At 28.1% G+C, this 18,736-nt stretch carries 15 protein-coding genes, 2 tRNA genes and 2 pseudogenes; 4 read left to right on the forward strand and 15 right to left on the reverse strand.

Annotated elements, in window-relative coordinates:
• The 9 genes and pseudogenes from EPJ72_RS00900 to EPJ72_RS00940 form a co-directional block, all read right to left on the reverse strand.
• A pseudogene (locus EPJ72_RS00900) lies at positions 1-477 on the reverse strand (hypothetical protein); the annotation flags it as partial.
• Between the two features lie 393 nt (positions 478-870).
• Positions 871-1,251: a hypothetical protein gene (locus EPJ72_RS13245; RefSeq protein ID WP_242004863.1), complete on the reverse strand. Its 381-nt coding sequence runs from the start codon at positions 1,249-1,251 to the stop codon at positions 871-873.
• 5 nt (positions 1,252-1,256) lie between these two features.
• Positions 1,257-1,505, reverse strand: a complete 249-nt coding sequence (locus EPJ72_RS13250) for a hypothetical protein (RefSeq protein WP_147730397.1) — start codon at positions 1,503-1,505, stop codon at positions 1,257-1,259.
• Positions 1,506-1,734: 229 nt separating this feature from the next.
• On the reverse strand, positions 1,735-2,520 hold the full coding sequence (locus EPJ72_RS00915; RefSeq protein WP_147730398.1) for a Cof-type HAD-IIB family hydrolase: 786 nt from the start codon (positions 2,518-2,520) through the stop codon (positions 1,735-1,737).
• Positions 2,521-2,660: 140 nt separating this feature from the next.
• Positions 2,661-4,145: a hypothetical protein gene (locus EPJ72_RS00920; RefSeq protein WP_147730399.1), complete on the reverse strand. Its 1,485-nt coding sequence runs from the start codon at positions 4,143-4,145 to the stop codon at positions 2,661-2,663.
• A gap of 159 nt (positions 4,146-4,304) precedes the next feature.
• Complete coding sequence (locus tag EPJ72_RS00925; protein WP_199749256.1) at positions 4,305-6,530, reverse strand: hypothetical protein; 2,226 nt, start codon at positions 6,528-6,530, stop codon at positions 4,305-4,307.
• A 91-nt stretch (positions 6,531-6,621) separates the two neighbouring features.
• Positions 6,622-8,148, reverse strand: a complete 1,527-nt coding sequence (locus EPJ72_RS00930) for a hypothetical protein (RefSeq protein ID WP_147730400.1) — start codon at positions 8,146-8,148, stop codon at positions 6,622-6,624.
• 195 nt (positions 8,149-8,343) lie between these two features.
• Complete coding sequence (locus EPJ72_RS00935) at positions 8,344-9,984, reverse strand: hypothetical protein (RefSeq protein ID WP_147730401.1); 1,641 nt, start codon at positions 9,982-9,984, stop codon at positions 8,344-8,346.
• 38 nt (positions 9,985-10,022) lie between these two features.
• Positions 10,023-10,838: a hypothetical protein gene (locus EPJ72_RS00940; protein WP_199749257.1), complete on the reverse strand. Its 816-nt coding sequence runs from the start codon at positions 10,836-10,838 to the stop codon at positions 10,023-10,025.
• Positions 10,839-11,220: 382 nt separating this feature from the next.
• Between EPJ72_RS00940 and EPJ72_RS00945 the strand changes: the two genes are divergently transcribed.
• Together EPJ72_RS00945 and recR are read left to right on the forward strand one after the other, a co-directional pair.
• Entirely contained in the window at positions 11,221-11,625 is a 405-nt protein-coding gene (locus EPJ72_RS00945) for a YbaB/EbfC family nucleoid-associated protein (protein ID WP_147730403.1), read from the forward strand.
• Complete coding sequence (recR, locus tag EPJ72_RS00950) at positions 11,622-12,230, forward strand: recombination mediator RecR (RefSeq protein WP_147730404.1); 609 nt, start codon at positions 11,622-11,624, stop codon at positions 12,228-12,230. Before EPJ72_RS00945 ends, recR begins: the two co-directional genes overlap by 4 nt.
• A 328-nt stretch (positions 12,231-12,558) precedes the next feature.
• Here the strand turns inward: recR and selB are convergent, their stop codons facing one another.
• From selB to EPJ72_RS00980, 6 genes are all read right to left on the reverse strand, one after another.
• Positions 12,559-14,358, reverse strand: a complete 1,800-nt coding sequence (gene selB / locus EPJ72_RS00955; RefSeq protein WP_147730405.1) for a selenocysteine-specific translation elongation factor — start codon at positions 14,356-14,358, stop codon at positions 12,559-12,561.
• Between the two features lie 72 nt (positions 14,359-14,430).
• Positions 14,431-15,777, reverse strand: a complete 1,347-nt coding sequence (gene selA, locus EPJ72_RS00960) for an L-seryl-tRNA(Sec) selenium transferase (RefSeq protein WP_147730406.1) — start codon at positions 15,775-15,777, stop codon at positions 14,431-14,433.
• A gap of 115 nt (positions 15,778-15,892) precedes the next feature.
• Positions 15,893-15,982, reverse strand: a tRNA-Sec gene (locus EPJ72_RS00965).
• Between the two features lie 62 nt (positions 15,983-16,044).
• Positions 16,045-16,368: an STAS domain-containing protein gene (locus EPJ72_RS00970; protein WP_147730407.1), complete on the reverse strand. Its 324-nt coding sequence runs from the start codon at positions 16,366-16,368 to the stop codon at positions 16,045-16,047.
• 41 nt (positions 16,369-16,409) lie between these two features.
• Positions 16,410-16,492, reverse strand: a tRNA-Tyr gene (locus EPJ72_RS00975).
• 75 nt (positions 16,493-16,567) lie between these two features.
• On the reverse strand, positions 16,568-17,503 hold the full coding sequence (locus tag EPJ72_RS00980) for an integrase core domain-containing protein (protein ID WP_147730408.1): 936 nt from the start codon (positions 17,501-17,503) through the stop codon (positions 16,568-16,570).
• A 178-nt stretch (positions 17,504-17,681) separates the two neighbouring features.
• Between EPJ72_RS00980 and EPJ72_RS00985 the strand changes: the two genes are divergently transcribed.
• Positions 17,682-18,569 carry a polyprenyl synthetase family protein gene (locus tag EPJ72_RS00985; protein ID WP_147730409.1) on the forward strand — a complete coding sequence of 296 codons (888 nt, stop codon included), beginning with the start codon at positions 17,682-17,684 and terminating at the stop codon, positions 18,567-18,569.
• A gap of 80 nt (positions 18,570-18,649) precedes the next feature.
• Positions 18,650-18,736 (forward strand): annotated as a pseudogene (locus EPJ72_RS00990) (IS1595 family transposase); the annotation flags it as partial.

Below are 18,736 nucleotides of genomic sequence, written 5' to 3' on the forward strand. Positions count from 1 at the left end.
AGCAGTGAATTGATAAACTCTTTTTCTGCCTAATTTGATATATTTAGTGTCTATTTGAACTATTTTGCCTTCTTTTTGTATTTTAGAGACAAATTTACGCTTATCATATCGCTTCTTTTTCTTTTTTGTTTTATATCTCCAAAGATTATTTCTTTTTAGTACATTCTCTATAGCTGTAACACCTATATTAATGCCTTTACGATTTAAATATGCTTTAATGTAATGCTTACCTCGATATTCTTTAGTATAGAGTTTAATAATTAAATTAATAGCTTCTTGATTATTAAAGATATTTGGGGAAGTTTTTGGTCTAGTGCTAAAATTGGCGACAGTTCCAGTGTCTTTATATTTTTTAAGCCAAGCATAAAAAGTAGATTTGGGTATTTCTTCTATCTTTAAAAATCTTTTAATATTTTTAGTTTCTAATGCTTCATCCACTATAAATAATTTAAATTCTGTGCTATAATCTTTTTTCATAGTAGCATCCTTTTTATTTGTTTTATGTTCAAAATATTATAACAAGGATACTGCTTTTTTTATACTAAAAAATGTCCAATATCTCATACTCCTAAACAATTAATAGTTTATCACAACTTGAAATAAAAAACATTTATAATAAAATGTATTAGAAATAAGGAATGAGGTTTCCTTAGATTATTTAATCAATTTGTTAAATAATCAAACTGCTTATTTATTTTTTTCAAAACTATCAAAAATATAAAATTCTCACCTAATTTATTAATATACATTTTATCATTATTTTTATATTCTAATTTTAGAAAATAAGTGATAATTATATTAGATAAAGTAGAATAAAAAAATTATACACTAAAATTTTACTGCACTTAATATCATTATAAACATTATTAATTATTTATTAGGTCTTCCAAAAGAAATGCCCAAATAAATCTCTATACCAAAAGAAGAAAAATTATATTTACTATATACATTATAAAAACCTAATCTATAAGTATCGAGCTCCATACCAAAATTATATATTAAATTTCCTCCAATTTTAAAAGACCATCTGTCTGAAAAATAAAAATATCTTACGACATTCAATTTTACATAAGGCATAAAAGGAAGCTTATACATAAAAGCAATATTTTTTTGATTAAACTCTGTCATATATTTATAATTATCAATAAGTCCAAATGAATAATCTGCCTGATTAGCTGTACTGTATAAAGGAATTAAAATTCCGCCTCCTATGCCTAAAGAAACTTTATTGTGAAAATTTAGTCTAAGCAAATATCCTAAAATAATACTATGATAATCATATACATATATCCATCATCAGTATAATAATCTTTACTGCCCCTTCTCTCCCTCATATAATAATTATATCCTGTTTCAATCATACTGCTTATACTGGTTAAAATATTATTATTAATTTCATCATTTCTGCCCAATGACAGCAATATGCTTAATGAAAGTCCTGCACCTACTCTAAAACCATCTAAATTTTTTTTAAAAAGAATATCCTTCATTGTAACTGAAATCAAATGTACTGCCTGAAGAAACAGAAAAATCAAATTCAAAGGAAGAAGCAAATACTATATTTGAAAATATAAATAGTATTATTAGTATATTTTTTATAAATTATCCTTTTTAATTTAAGGTTTTAATATTAATCTAACCTTTTTTGTTTTAATCCCTACTTATTATTGATATTATATTGTAAAACAATAAGATATCAATAATAAAAAATAATTATTAATATATTTACAAAATTTATATTATATTAAAATGTTTTAAGGCATTATATACGCCGTCATTATCTACATCATCAGTGATATAATCAGCAACTTCTTTTACTTCTTTATTAGCATTCCCCATAGCAACCCCTATTGCAGCATGTTCAATCATAGTTATATCATTACCCCCGTCTCCAAAGGCAATAGTATCTTCCAATTTAATGCCATAATACTCTATTATCTTATATATGCCTATATGTTTTCCTCCGCCTTTGGTATTAACGTCTGTAAAAGCTGGGTGCCATCTGCTTGATTCGCAATTTTTAAATATTTTGCTCATTAACTCTTTTTCTTTATTTTCATCTACAAATAAATTAATCTGAAGTACATTGTCAATATTTTCTTCTAAAAAACTATAATAATTATCAATAACTGGTATCGGTAAATTAATGGATTTAGATACATTTATTACATCATCTGTTATATAATTAATATATATACCACTATTCATCATAATAGAGCAGGGAAATAGTTCTTCATTTTTTAAATAATCCATTAAAGAATATATCTCGTCTTTTGCTATAGAATGCCTATATATAGATTTATCTCCTATATAGCAATCAAAACCATTAGCAGTAATATAACCATCAAAAACTAAATCATCTATATTATTTATATGTTTTTTTATTCTTCCTGTAGCTATAAAAACTTTTATTCCTTTTTCTTTCAAAAGTCTTATGGCTTCTTTTGAAGAATCTGAAACTTTATGAGTATTAAAACTTACCAAAGTTCCGTCTATATCAAAAAATGCTGCTTTTATCATATATTTAATAACCTTATTGACAAAAATTTAATTGCTATATTATATATCAAATTATATAAAAAAGCGAGTGAAAACTTTTTGCTTTCAGCCCGCTTAAATAAAAAAATTATATTATTTTTAGTATAATCTATATATACAATTTATTCTAATTTAACAGAATATGTTATTTCCCATTCCTCATTTCTATTATCATTATAATCATTATATTTAATGACTATTTCTTGTTCTTTATTTTTTTCTAATACAAAAGATGAAGGAGTACAAGATATTACTTTTTCTGATTGACTTTCTACATTTAGCTTTTTATCATTAGGGTTATATGCTAAAGTTAATAAAGAATTTTCGTAGGCAGATATATGAGTTGCAGTGCCGCCGTAATCAGGGAATCCTAAAAGCCAATTATACTTAATAAACTTAGTATCTATATCAATTTTAAACATAGTTTTTTCTATATCTGATACAGTATATTTTGTACTTTTTTCTGATACAACACTATCATTATTTTTTATAGTAATTATACTGTTAGGTGTTGCTCCAAAACCAAGCTCTTTACCTTCTCCATAATTTCCAAGCATTTCATATGTTTTTGACGCACTGTCTTCATAAATAGAGGCTCTCGTAGCATATACTAAATATGCTTCATCTTTTATTTTATATCCTCCAATACCAATAGGATTAGAATAACTTTTAATGCTTATATTTTTAACAGATTTAGATGAAACGATAACAGATATTCTATTTCCTTCTTCTTTTAAGTTTAAATAAGGAGAACGTCCTGGTTTTTCTCTTGTAGCTATATCTCTTGGTTTATTATTTTCTTTATGTATTGAAGGAACATAATCTGTTGCTCCTAATTCCATTTCTCTTTTATATTCATCAAATAATGTAACACTTCCATCTTCTGAAACAAATCCTATAGGGTCATATTCATAAAAAAATCTTCTGTCTTGATAGTTTTCTATTGCATCAAATTTAGTAGGATATTTATTACCTAATGTAGTACCTGTTTCTACTATTTTGGCATAAGCAAATATAAATTTAGAATATTTATCTATAGCTATCAAATAATTGTTCATAGGTACATTAGCAGCAGAGCCGTTGATTCTCATAAAAATAAATCTTTTAAGTCTTTCAGATTTATTATACTCTCCAGTTGATGACACCAATGGATTTTTATTAACATATTTGTATACAACCATATCCGATATTGCTACGTTAAGAGGGTAGGTTACTTTATTTCCATCATTTCTTGCATCAAAATTAAATTCATTTTTTAAATTATCTTCTTTAATCCAGCTTCTTCCGTCATTTGGTATAAAGAATCTATATTCAGGAACATTACCCTTACCGAAATTTACTTTCATAAACCAACTATCAATAATACTACCGTCAAATACATATTTTTCATCATTCCAACCATAATAACCATCTCCCTTATAATTTGGATTAAAAGGGTCTTCTTCTGGAGATAAATTTTCTCCACAACCCATGTCTATATCAGAGTTTCCTGTATCACTTTCTGATGAACTAACTTTTTTATTGTAATAATACCTCGAATCAAAAGGTCTCGCACAAGCTATGAGCATAAGCATAGCTACTATTAATAATATGTATACTTTTTTCATTTCATAACCTCTCATTGCATTAAAAAAACACTAATACTATTTAAATATAGGAAAAAATAGTAAAAAAATTGCTATTTTTTATTATTTTTTATAAAAGCAGATATAATTTTTTAATCTATACCTGCTTTAAATTTTTATAAACTATGATAAATACACTATTTATTCTCTATTAGATTCAAAAGCATTAGCTTCTATAGGAGCCCCAAGCTGTCCAAGTGTTAAACTCATTCTAATAGTTTTATAGCCATCTTTATCAACTAAAGAAATTCTACTATAATTACCAAAAGTTCCGCTGGCTCCGTTTATACATTCATATACAGCGGTGAAATTATTAGAAGAATCATTATCATATCTTGCTAATTTAAATTCATATGGTCTATTATTTAATGTTACAGTAAATTTAGAACCATCATCATTAAATTTAAATTCTACACTTCCAGGAGCAAATTTTTCTGGATTAAATGCTGTATGAGTCCAATCTACAAATGTACAAGTGCTATCATAAGAATGTTCTACTACATTTTTAAATGTTGCCATTTTCACTCTATCAGCAAATAATGGGCCATTGTCAATAAATGATGTAGTTCCAACCACAACTCCATCTTTATATATTGTATTATTATCAGTTTGTATACTCATTGTAATTGTTTCACTGCTCTTTTCATCTTTGTATATAGCTGATTTTTCTTCTGATGATACTATTTTATAATGCTTAGTAGTTGTTGAAACATTCCAATTATCTTCTGTTATATCTAATGTTTGGGCATCACTTGAGAATTTATAAGTATATAATATCAAGCTCTTTCCTGTAGGTGAATAATCTACAGGTAAAGGACTATCTGTTTTATATTCGCTATAATCTCTATATTTATATGTTTTGTCTTTAACATTATTTATAAAGCCGCCTTCTATAACATTTAGATTTAAATATCCAGGCGTTGAAGTTACATTATCTGTAGGAGTTGTTTCAGGAGAAGCCCAAGAACTTCCAGACCAATATAATACTCCATCTTTAACCCCATCATAATCTGCTAATCTTAATCCCCAGTATTTAGCAGTAGCTTCTTTATACACAGCTCTGTCGCTTGAATCCTCTTGAGCAAATGTATAACTTATTACATAATTATTGTTTTTATAATAATATAAGCTTGTGCCTGAAGGATTAAATCTATACTCATAAGTGCCGTTTTTTGATTTATATGATTTTCCTGCCGATCTGTCTACAAATGCAGGTCCATTGTCTTGATAATTAAGTATATATTCTCTAGTGCCATCTTTTATTTTGTCATAAGTACCAAGTCCTGTTATCGTTAAATCTCCATATTTTAATGAAGTAGGGCCAGTAACTTCTTTGCTGCAGTTATAAGTTTTGGTAACTATACCATCATAAAAATGATTTGCTGTTAAAGTAAGAGTTAAACCATCAGAGGAAAATTTATATGTGTATAAAGTTAGTTTGTCTCTTATAGCATAAGTTTTATCTTTAAACTGATCTATTATAGTTTGCGGGTCTATATCTTCTATAGCTACCATATAATATGGAGAGCGTCCAGCACTGCTTGCATTATCATATCCTGCTACACTTCTGCTTGCATCATGCACTTGAGGAAAATAAGCATTAGCATCTTTAGCCATCTCATTTTGATATTCTCTATATAAAGTTAATTTTAAAGAATCTGTAGAAGCATCGTAACTCATAAAGCCTATAGGATCATATTCATAAAATTTTCTTTTTTCACCATGAAGCTCCACAGCTTCAAATTCTGTAGGATATTTTTGCCCAACTGCTTCTGCTGTTTTAGTGATTTTAGCATAAGCAAATACTAATTTAGAATAAGTATCAACAGCTATTAAATAATTATTAAGAGAAACAACTACAGCTTTACCTATAATCCTATAAAATAAAAATCTTCCCATTCTTTCAGACTGATTGTAAGCACTTTCAGGCGTAACCAAAGGATTTTTATAATCATATCTATAAAAAGAAGCACCTGTAATTTTATATCCCTGTGCTTTATTTGCACCATCTTGAGCATTATATTTATTTTCTGCTGTTAGAGTATCTGAAACTGTCCATACTGTACCATCTTTAAAAAATGAATACATAGGAACATTGTTATTATCAAAACTTGCACCAAATAAAAACTCTAATATTTTATTTCCATCAAATCTATAATTAATATCATTCCACTCTCCATTTATAAAAGGGTCTTTATCTGGAGGTATATCTTCATCTCCCGCTATATCAGAAGGGGTTGAATCACTTTCTGAATTTGAAGAGCTTGCTTTTTTATTGTAATAATACATAGGGCTGAATCTTCTTGCACAAGAACTGAAAAACAAACTGATAGCCAGCAATATTAGTATTATTTGTATTTTTTTCATAAACACCCCCAGTGTTTTTATTTGTTTTTAATAAATAAAAAGCGAGTGAAAACTTTTTTGTTTTCACTGCGTTTTGAAATATTTAATTAATTTATTCGTTTACAGATTCAAATTTTAAAGTGTAAGTAATTTCAAATTCTTCACCATTTTTAGTATCATTACCCTTCATCCATTTGTATCTTATAGTAATATCTTTAGTATCTCCTCTCTTAAGAGTAAAATTAGGTGTATAATAGCTTATAGTTGTAGAAAGTTCTTCATTGCTCATAACAGAGTTTCCAGTATCCACAACAAACTGCTGATTATTAGTATCGTATTTTAATTTCAAAATAGGAGCAGAAATAACTGCCATATTTCCGCTGCCATATTGTCCAAATTTAGCTGTTTCTTTATTGTATTTATCAACACGAGAAGCTAATTCTATTGTAGCACCTTTATCTATATTCTTTATCTCATTAACTATCTGAGAAGAAAAATCTGCTTGCTGATTAATTCCAATATTTTTTGTTTCACTTAAAGATATCATTCCTGTCATAGATTTAGATTTTGGGTCTAAGTTTTCTATATTTTGTAACACTCCGCTTCCCATTTCATTATTATAAGCTACTCCGGCTATTGTATAAGTAAACCAAGCATTGTTTGTAGGAGAACTCATAATTCCAAATAGTGCTTCTCTGCTTTTTACACTTACATTTTTCAAGCTTTTAGCCATTATTGTTATATTATCTTTAGTGCCTGCTTCAACTTTAATAGGCATATAAGGAGATCTTCCTTCTGTTTCTGTTGCTGAGGCTATAGGTCTATCTAAGTCTATAACATTATCTTTTACTCTTGGAGAATATCTTTTATTTCCTATAAAGTCCCAATACCATTTATAAATTTCTATAGTACCGTCTTCATGAACTATACCAACAGGGTCATATTCATAAAAATATTGAATGCCATCTACAGCAAAGTTTATTTTATTATTGTTAGCATCTGCTTCCCAACCTAATTCTACAGAACCCCAAGCAGTAGGTGCAGGTATTAATGCTATCGACTTCCAAGATATAGGAACTCCAAAAGCAAATACTAATTTTGAGTATGTATCTATTGCTATTAGATAATTATCTGTTGGATATACTGCTGCTGTTTTTGCTGTAAATCTATAAAAATAAAATCTCTCCATTCTTGTACTTTTATTGTAGGACGAGTCAGCAAGAAAATTAGGGTTTTTACTTTTATATAGATAATATTTTACCCCAGTCATTTTTACACCGCCACCAGTTATGTTATCTCCATTGTAATAGTATTCATTCATTGCAGTATTACTTGATATCCAAGAACTTTTCTTAACTAATTTATATGTAGGTTGATTCTTATTATTAAACGATGCTTCTATAACATAATCATCGAAGTTAAAAGAAAAACCATAATCAGGTCTATTCCAATCTCCATTTAAAAATGGGTCTTCAGTTTCAGGTATATCTTCATCTGCTTCAATATTGGAAGGGGGAGTGCTGCTGCCTGAATCTATAGAGCCTGATTCTGGATTTGTAGCACTATAACGCTTTGCACATGATGTGAAGAGTAAACTAACTGTTATTAATAATATCAATATAATTTGTAGTCTTTTCATAAATAATCCTTAATTTATATGTAGTAAATTAATTTAATTAAAAACAAGTGAAAATTTTTTTATATATTCAAAACAATCTCAATACAATTAGAACTTTTTTGCACACTCATATACTTTGTTAATATGTTTGTTATATTTTCAAAATAAAAATGGGCAAAGATATAAAACTATATTTTCCTCTGCCCATTTTAATATTTATTGAACCTTATTAAACTTTAATTTAAATCTTAACTCAACAGTATCATTAAGACCAGTAGCCCCATTTCCACATTTATTATTTTGAGGACCGTCATTACCGTCTACAGTTATAATAAAGTCTACTTCCTGTCCTTCAGATAAACCATTATTACCTTCAAATGTAGCACTTACTAATCTATTACCATAATCATCTGCTCCATTACTTGCATCATAAGTAAATTTATTACTATTATAATCATAGTAAACAGAAACTCTTATCTTATTATTTTCACAATATTTATAAGGCCATTCTATTTGAGTAACATTCCACATAGGTTCATCAAATTTTACTAAATCGAAATAGAAATCCATACGTATTTTATTTTTATCTTCTTCATAATATTCTATTTCATAAGTTTTATCAGTAGTTATAATTTTAGAACTACCTATATCAATTTTGTATTTAGCATCATCTCTACTTCCTACAGATCCAAATATAGCACCTAAACCAGCATCAACTGTACCAACCTCTTCTGGGAATACTGAACCAATTGTTTCAACAGCAGGTACATCATTATCTTCATTATAAGCAGCCATTTTAAATCTATATTGGAAGTGAGCATAATTAAATACTCTTTGTATATCTCCTTTCCCCCATGTGAAACTAAGTGCATATCTGTTAGCTGATTTAGCACTTACATTTTTTATACTAACCTGACTTACTGTAATGTTCATTTTATTAACAGGTCTATTATCAACAACCTTTTTCATAGGCATATATGGAGAACGTCCTGGCACTCCATAATCAGCTATAGCTCTATTAGTATCTCCAAACTCTCCATCAAATCTTGGTGCGTATCTATTATTAGCTATAGAATCTAAACACCATTGATATACTTCTATAGTACCATCATCTTTAACTATACCAACAGGGTCGTATTCATAAAAATATTGAATACCTTCCACATTAGCAAAACTTACTCGACTATTATTATTAGCATCTGCTTCCCAACCTAATTCTACAGGTCCCCATTGATTTGGTGCTGGTATTCCTGCTATTTTCCTCCAAGAAGTTGGTACCCCAAATGCAAATACTAATTTTGAATATGTATCTATTGCTATTAGATAATTATCTGTAGGCTGTCCTGCTGCTGTTGCTGTAAATCTATAAAAATAAAATCTCTCCATTCTTGTACTTTTATTATAAGATGAGTCAGCATTAAAATTAGGGTTTTTACTCTTATATAAATAATATTTTACACTGCCCATAGTAACACCACCACCAGTAGTATCTGGACCATTGTAGGCATATTCATTTCTTAGAGCATCTGTAACATACCAACCATTCTTTTTTACAAGCTTATAAGTTGGCTGATTTTTATCGTTAAATGATGCTTCTATAACATAATCATCAAAGTTAAGAGAAAATCCATAATCAGGTCTATTCCAATCTCCATAGTCTGGGTGAAATGGGTCTTCATCTGGAGACAAATTTTCTTCTCCTCCACCTATATCTGGAGGTAATATATCATCGTTTGTACTTGAACTAGAATTGCTGGTTCTATTATAGTAGTACATAGGACTAAAGCCTCTTGCACAAGAACTTAAAAACAAAATACTTAATATTAATAATGAAAATAATATAAACGTTTTTTTCATAAAGATGACTCCGCAAAATAGTATTAACTAACTATTGATTATCCTTTAAATGCTAAACCTAAAGTTAAACCAAAGTCTAATGAGTTGATATAATATGAAGGTAATTTAGTTTCAGTTGTGAAATCAGGTCTTACAGCATTCATTAATTTTAATAGAGAATCAGGCATTGTTATATATTGAGGACTGTATAAATTAAATCTTGTATATACTCCTAAAATAACTTCAACTCTGTCATTAACTGGCTGATTATATTCTAAAGAGAATTTTATGCTAAGCATTAATGGGTTCATATTTTTTATCATAAAATCTGTAACTATTATTTCACCAACTTCAGGTTGTGGATCTAAAACTGAATTATCATCATAAGCTAAATATGCAGGTGATAAGTCTGCTATTAATTTTCCTCCAACTTGAAGCCCTAAAGCTAATTTGCTATCTAAAAAATAAGCCTTAGTACCAACTCCAAAGCTAACTACAGGAGCATAATTAACATTAATATACATATTAACAGTTACTCCTTTTATTGTGTTTCCAGCAACCTGTCCAGCAAATCCATTACCAACACCAATAGAGGCATATAAGCTCATACCGCTGAATTTAGCAGGGTCTAATCCGCCGAACCATCTCTTAGAACCAAATAAATATCCAAGATCAGCTTCTCCATCCATAGTGTATCCTACAGAACCTTTCATATAAGCAGCACCTATCTTATCTAAGTCTGATGCACTAATAGATGGTAATGTGGCAGTACCGTTAAAATTAGCCTTTAGCCCCCATACAAATCCTTCGTCAAATGAATAAAGATTTAATGCTATAACAAAAAATATTATAATAAAATTTAGTCCCTTTTTCATAAATATAAACTCCATTCATTGCTTATTTATAATTAAAATCATATAGCATATTTTATATAAGTAAATATACATAATGCGTTTTTTGTCGAAAAATTTATTTTATTATATAAGTTTTTCTCTAAAATAAAACATTTTATACATTTTTTACTACATTATTTTATTTTTGTATATTATTTTTTATACATTTTTTAATAAGTGTCTATTAATTATTATCGTAATTGTTAGTACGTATTTTTATAAAATATAAAAATAAATACTAATTATTTGTTTATTTAACATATTACAGGAAACATAATATAGATAACATAATATAAGAAGTATTGATTAATTATAAAAAACGATATATTATAAAAACAATACTATGTTTAGGAGTTTTTTATATATGAACGACAATTCTATAAAATATAGTTCACCCGGTAATTTAATCTCATTTGAAATTAATAAAAATTATAATATATCAAATTTTAATGTAGATGAAAGTCTTTTAGATAAAAATCAAAAAGAACTTTTGGAAGAGATGATAGTATCAAGCATGAATGATGCAATTTCAAAAGTAAAAGATTTGAATGTTTCTGATGATAATAAAAATGATAATTATAAGAATCCTTTTAATGCTTTTAAAGATATGGATAAGGCATTTGCTGATATAACAAAGATGACTACAATAAAATATGATGAAAATGGAAAACCAATTATCAATATATCATTAGATGCAATAAACCCAGATATTATATCTAGAATGAATGATATTATTAATAACAATAATGATGATAAGGATAAAAATTGAATAGTATTGATTCTTTAGATAAGCTTACAGAGATGATATCTCGGCTTCCTGGAATAGGCGGTAGGAGTGCTATGCGTATTGCTTTATATTTATTTGACAGTGATGATGAATATTTAAATGAGCTGTCTAATTCTATTTTGTTGCTGCATAAAAATATAAAACTTTGCAGGGAATGTTATTCTTTAAGCGAGAATGATATTTGCAATATATGTGCTAATGATAAAAGAGACAGAACAAAGCTATGCGTAGTAGAGTCTTATACAGATATGATTGCCATTGAAAAAACAGAAGAATATACTGGACTTTATCATGTTTTGGGCGGATTAATAGAGCCTCTTAAGGGAATAGGCATTTCAGACATAAGAATAAAAGAGTTAATAGATAGAGTTAAAAATAATATATCAATAGAAGAAGTTATTATAGCATTTGGGGCTTCATTAGAGGCAGATACTACAGCATCGTATATAAATAAAACTTTAAGAAATAATAATTTTGATAAAAAAATAAGCCGCATTACATATGGCATATCATTAGCAAGCGATATTGAAAATGCTGATTCACGTTCATTAGCAAGAAGTATTGCAGACAGAGTAGTTATGCAGTAGTATATATTAAATATGTTTTGTTATATAAGTTTTGTTTTATTCAACTTTTTCCCGCCGCAAAAAGTTGCAAAAAGTGCATATACTATAGCTAATATTTTAGGAATATGTATTAAATGTAGTGTAGAACTTAAATTTGAGTCATGCCTAAAGACGGACTTCGTCAAATGCAGTCCTTTTGCTTCTTTTGGGCACGCCGCAGGCACTCCCTACGGTTGCAAAAGAAGCGTGGTGTGTATCATATGGGCACGCTTCGCAGTGGGCAAAGCCCTGCAAATAATGAAAATAAAAAAATTAGATTTTGACAAACTTAAAAATTTTAGTAAACTAATTAAAGCACTATTCTGTCATTGCCTTGTCTTTTTACCAGCTTTTCTCTCTCTAAAGCATTTAGTATAGGTATGGTGTATTTTCTAGATAAACCAGTCCTCTCTTTAACTAATGCTATAGTGATAATATCATTTTTTTTAGTGTTCTTCATTATTAAACTTTTTACTCTGTTATAAGTTTCTATATAATAATATAATCCTTCATCAAGGTATGCTGCATATTTTAATGCTGTTAGTGTTTTTATATCTTTTATTCCATTGTTAAGAGTTTTAATAGTTTTTTCATCTAAGCCATTTAAATCTTCTTTTTTTAATCTGTCAAGAAGCATTTTTTGCGAGTTAGTAAGCTCTACTGTATCAACATATTTTTTATATATATTATTGTCTAATGACATAATAATTTTATTTTCTAATAAATAATTAATAAAAGGTTTTGTAAATGAAGTTTCTATATTAAGATAATTTTTTATATCTTCAAAAGAAAATCCGTCTTTTTTTATTTCTATTAATTTTTTTATTCTTTCAGCTGATTCTTTTAAATAATCTTTTTTTACAAAGTAGTTAGCAATTTTTATAGCATATTCCGGCATATTTCCGCTAACTAAACTATATCCATTAACACTCATTACTAAGTCAGTATATTTTTTTCTCTCTATTTTGCCCAAGAAATCTGAAGCTCTATCCATAATATTTTTTCTAATAAATGGATTAGTTTTCTCTCCCCAAAATACATCGCCGCTTCCAATTATAGCACTTCCTCCATGGCTAATAAGTATTCCTCTCTCTTTCCAAAATACAGCTATTGTATCATCAAATTTTAATCTTATAAATCTTTTGTCTATTTCTTTATTTTCATCTTTTTTATTATTATCTTGTTTTTTGTATAGCGGTATAATCTGAGCTACTAAACATTCTGTACCAATTGCAAACTCTGCATTTTTTATCTTTTTCAAATAATCAACATCACTATTTTCAAGCAATTCTAATATTATTTCATTCGTTAGAAAAACATTCTCTTCTTTAGAGCATAATAAATGCCCCCTTCTTATCTCTTCTTTTTTTATGTTTTTTAAATTTAAAGCAACTCTCGAAGTAGAATGCACAATTTCTCTGTCTTCATGATATGATTGAATATTTCTTATAGATACTTCTTTTTTACTAGGGTAGTGTATGAGAGTATCTTCTTTTTTTATACTCCCTCCTTTAATACTTCCTGTAATAGTAAGCCCTGCTCCTTTTATAGAAAATACCCTATCTACATAAATATGAGTTTTTATATCTTCTTTTCTTTTATCGTTTATTAATATATTAGTAACTCTTTCTTTTAATAAATCTATATTAGTGCCATTTAAAGCAGATACTTTTATTGTTTCTATATCTTTTTGAAATATTCTATATAAATTTTTTTTAATACTCTCTTCAGATTCTTTTAATTTATTATCATCAACAAGGTCAATCTTATTTATTACGCATACAATATTTTTTATGCCCAATGCCAAAGCAACCTTAGCATGCTCTTCTGTCATATTCATCCACCCTTCATTAGCACATACAACAAGCATAACTAAATCCAAACTCCACATACCCGCAACCATATTTCTAATAAATCTTTCATGTCCCGGAACATCTATTACACCAATAGTAATATCCTCATTAGGCTTAAAAAATCCAAAACCCAAATCAATAGTCATCTCTCTTCTTTGCTCTTCAGGTAAACGCATCATAGCAATACCTGTTAAAGCTTTGATTAATTCTGATTTACCATGATCAACATGCCCAGCAGTTCCTATAATTTTGTTCATTGACATTTCCTTAAATTAAAAATTACTTGCCATAATTAAATTAATATTTAAACTAAGATTTTTTTGAAGTTTTTATAAATATTCTTTTTCTATATGCTTTAACACATTGTATACATACTCAATATCTCTCTCTTCTATTGTTAAAACATATAATAATACATAGTCTTTTTTTATCTTTGATATAATAGGGGTATACAAATTATGCAAATATTTTATAGTTTCTTTAATGTTTTTAGGCTTAAATCTTATAGCATAAGAATTGTAGAAAGTATCAGCCATAGCACCGCCTCCAGTTTCTACATATTCACTAACTACATCAAAGCCCTTTAAATCATTAATGATTCTAAATGATTTTTGTTTTACAACTTCTTCATCAATAGAAAGTAATCTCTCACAATAACCCTTAAATTGTCCCTCTGCGTTTAATCTTTTTATAACATTTTTCTCTAATATAGAAAGCACAGTTTTACCGCATCTAAAAGCCCTCATAAGAGGGTGTTTGTATATTTTATCTATATATTCTTTCTTTCCAACTATTATGCCAGCCTGCACGCTTGAAAACATCTTATCCCCAGAAAAACATACTAAATCAACACCTGCTTTTATTGCAGATTTTATATGCTCTTCTTCGGATATGCTCTCATCAAATATTCCAGCCCCTTCATCATAAACTATTGGTATATTGCTCGGTATAGAATCTTTTAGTTTTTTTAATGACGGGCTTTTTACAAAACCTCTGATTTTAAAATTGGAAGTATGTACTTTTAATATCATAGCAGTGTTTTCTGTTATAGCTTCTTTATAATCGTTTATTGTTACTATATTTGTAGTACCTATTTCAACGAGTTTAGCATTAGCTTCCATTAATATATCGGGTATTCTAAAACCGCCTCCTATTTGCACCTGTTCTCCTCTAGATACTATAACTTCTTTTTCTCTAGCAAGTGTTTTTAATATTAAAAATACTGAAGCTGCATTATTATTTACAACTAAAGCGTCTTCAGCACCTGTAAGTTTAGCTAATAATGTGTATAAAAACTCTCCTCTTAGCCCTCTTCCTTCTTTATTTATATTGTATTCAAGGTTGTTGCTGTATATATTTAAATCTTTTACTTCTTGCCACACATCTTCATCTATAGGAGAACGACCCAAATTTGTGTGCATAATAGTTCCTGTGGCATTTATCACTCTTTTTATAGGTAGGTTAGATTTTTCTTTTAATTTTATTTCGCATAATTTTACAATATCTTCTTTACTGTAGGGAGTATTTGGATTATTTTTTAATTCTGCTCTTAATTTTTCTAATATTTCTCTTATAATATCAGCAACTATAGGGCGAGATAAAATTTTATGATATGGTTTAATAGAATTATCTTCCAATACGGCATTGGTTTGAACTAAGTTAAAATTATTACTCAATTTTTAGCCTCCCTTTCTTACAATAAATGCAATATATTTAAAGAATAAGAGACTATTTTGAACATTTTATTAGTAATTTAATCATGCTGTTTTGTTTTTAATAATCGCATATTTATCGGAAGAGGCAGGAGTTGAACCTGCCAACGTTGTTATAACGTCCAACGCTTTTGAAGAGCGCGGAGCCCACCGGGACTCATCTACTCCCAAGTTTTTTTAATGATATATTAGTTCTTCTTTTATGTCAATTAATTAGCTTTTCTAGATAAATTAGAGGTCCAAATCTTTTATACTTTCTATTTTTGTAATTAAATATGTAATCATAAGATTTTTTAAGATAGGTTCTACATCTTTATTAAGATTCATCATGTATAGTTTTATTTTTAAGGCTTGCAAACTTTTATAGAGTTTTAATATTTTTGCTATTCCAGCACTATTAATTTCTTTAGTATTTTTTAAGTCGAGTATTACTATAGGCATTCTAATGGAAGCGGCTTCTTCAGATTCATTAACAAACCTATATATTTCTTCAGAACTACAAAGATTAGCTTCAGGAACTATAGATATATATATGTCATTAAACTCTATAGCCATTTGATTAATCCTTTTAATTTAGAATAGATAAAAAAAGAATGTGGGCAGGGAGGGATTCGCACCCCCGTAGACTCACGTCGACAGATTTACAGTCTGCTGCCATTGACTGCTCGGCCACCTACCCGTATCAACTTGAAAAGTGATTTAATTATATTATCACATAATAAAAAAAAGTCAAGTCTTTATTTTATTATTTATGTCATGGAGCCATAGATATTGTACTTTTACTTGCTATAATATTTTTGATTCTTTCTTTGATTGTAATATAACCTAACGAAGAAATCAATCTTTGATTGTTATAAAAATGTGTATATTCTTTTAATTTTTCTCTCAATAATTCTACTGTGATATTTTTATTTAATCGTGAATAAAACTCTCTTTCGTCTATGCCGTGTACTCTTTCTACTACGCCATTGTATCTTGGTGTTGCTATAGGAATATATCTCCTCTCTAATTTATTTTTTAAGCAGTATTCATCAAAAATATTTATTTTAGGAGTATTAATACAGCGATAAGTATATTCTATACCATTGTCCGTTTGTATAGCCTGTATCTTAAAAGGTGAAGTTTTTAAGACATATTTTAAGAAAGATAAAGCACTATAAGGTGTTTTATCTTCATAGATCTGCCTCCAACTATAACGTGTAGCTAAATCTACAGCAGTGAATTGATAAACTGTTTTTCTGCCTAATTTGATATATTTAGTGTCTATTTGAACTATTTTGCCTTCTTTTTCTATCTTAGAGACAAATTTTCGTTTATCATATCGCTTCTTTTTCTTTTTTATTTTGTATCTCCAAAGATTATTTCTTTTTAGTACATTCTCTATAGCTGTAACACCTATATTAATGCCTTCACGATTTAAATATGCTTTAATATAATGCTTACCTCGATATTCTTTAGTATAGAGTTTAATAATTAAATTAATAGCTTCTTGATTATTAAAGATATTTGGGGAAGTTTTTGGTCTAGTGCTAAAATTGGCGACAGTTCCAGTGTCTTTATATTTTTTAAGCCAAGCATAAAAAGTAGATTTGGGTATTTCTTCTATCTTTAGAAATCTTTTAATATTTTTAGTTTCTAATGCTTCATCCACTATAAATAATTTAAATTCTGTGCTATAATCTCTTTTCATAGTAGCATCCTTTTTATTTGTTTTATGTTCAAAATATTATAACAAGGATACTGCTTTTTTTATACTAAAAAATGTCCAATATCTCATACTCCTAAACATTTTTTATTTAATATTAGCTTTACATTTTCACCTCTTTTTATATAATGATTTTATTATTAAGCGATAAGGAATAAATAATATGAATCTTAAAGAATATATGAATACAAGATTAAAAGATATTGATAGTGAAATAAATAATATTTTTAAAACTATCAATATATCATTAAAAAATAATTTTTTAGATATGCTTAAATATCCGCTTGATGCAGGAGGAAAAAGATTAAGACCAATTTTAACTTGTCTTGCTTGTGAATTATTTAATGGAGATTATAAAAAAGCAATTATTCCAGCTGTATCATTAGAGCTTATTCATACATATTCTTTGGTTCATGATGATTTGCCTGCTATGGATAATGATGATTTAAGAAGAGGCAAACCTACAACGCATGTTAAATATGGAGAAGCTAATGCTATACTTGTGGGGGACGGACTTCTTACTCATTCATTTGAAATTTTATCTAATGCTAATGTCAATGATAAAACTTTGAGAAAACTTCTTTATGAGATAAGTTATGCTGCGGGAGTTTCTGGGATGGTTATGGGGCAGTTTATAGATTTGTATTATGAAGAGAGGGATATTGATTTTGAAATGCTTAAAATACTTCATTCCAAAAAAACAGGTGCTATGATTAGAGGAGCTGTGAGAGCGGGGGCTATTGCTTCAGAGAAAGAAAATATAAATTTAGAAAACATTACTAAATATGGAGAGGCTATTGGTTTAGCTTTTCAGATACAAGATGATATACTTGATGTAATTTCTGACAATGAAACTCTTGGAAAAACTGTGGGTAAAGATGAGAAAGAGGGTAAACTTACCTATGTTAAACAATTTGGGCTTGAGGGTGCAAAAGAGAAGGCAATAGAAACTTCAAAAGAGGCTATAGATTATTTAAATGTATACGATGATAACGAAGCAAAAAATATATTAATTGAGCTTGCAAATTATATAGTAGAGAGAAAATCGTGAATGATATTAGAGAAAATAATTTAAATGCTATAAAAAAAAAGGGGCTGTCCTAGATAACTTAAATTTGTTAAAATTAAAGTATGAAACGCAGTAAATTAAGTCAAGATAAACAATTAAAATTAATAGAACATTTTGTAGCAGGAACCACAGCAAGAACTACATCAGTA

The sequence above is a fragment of the Brachyspira pilosicoli genome (assembly GCF_008016535.1).
In the GTDB taxonomy this organism is placed as follows: domain Bacteria; phylum Spirochaetota; class Brachyspiria; order Brachyspirales; family Brachyspiraceae; genus Brachyspira; species Brachyspira pilosicoli_A.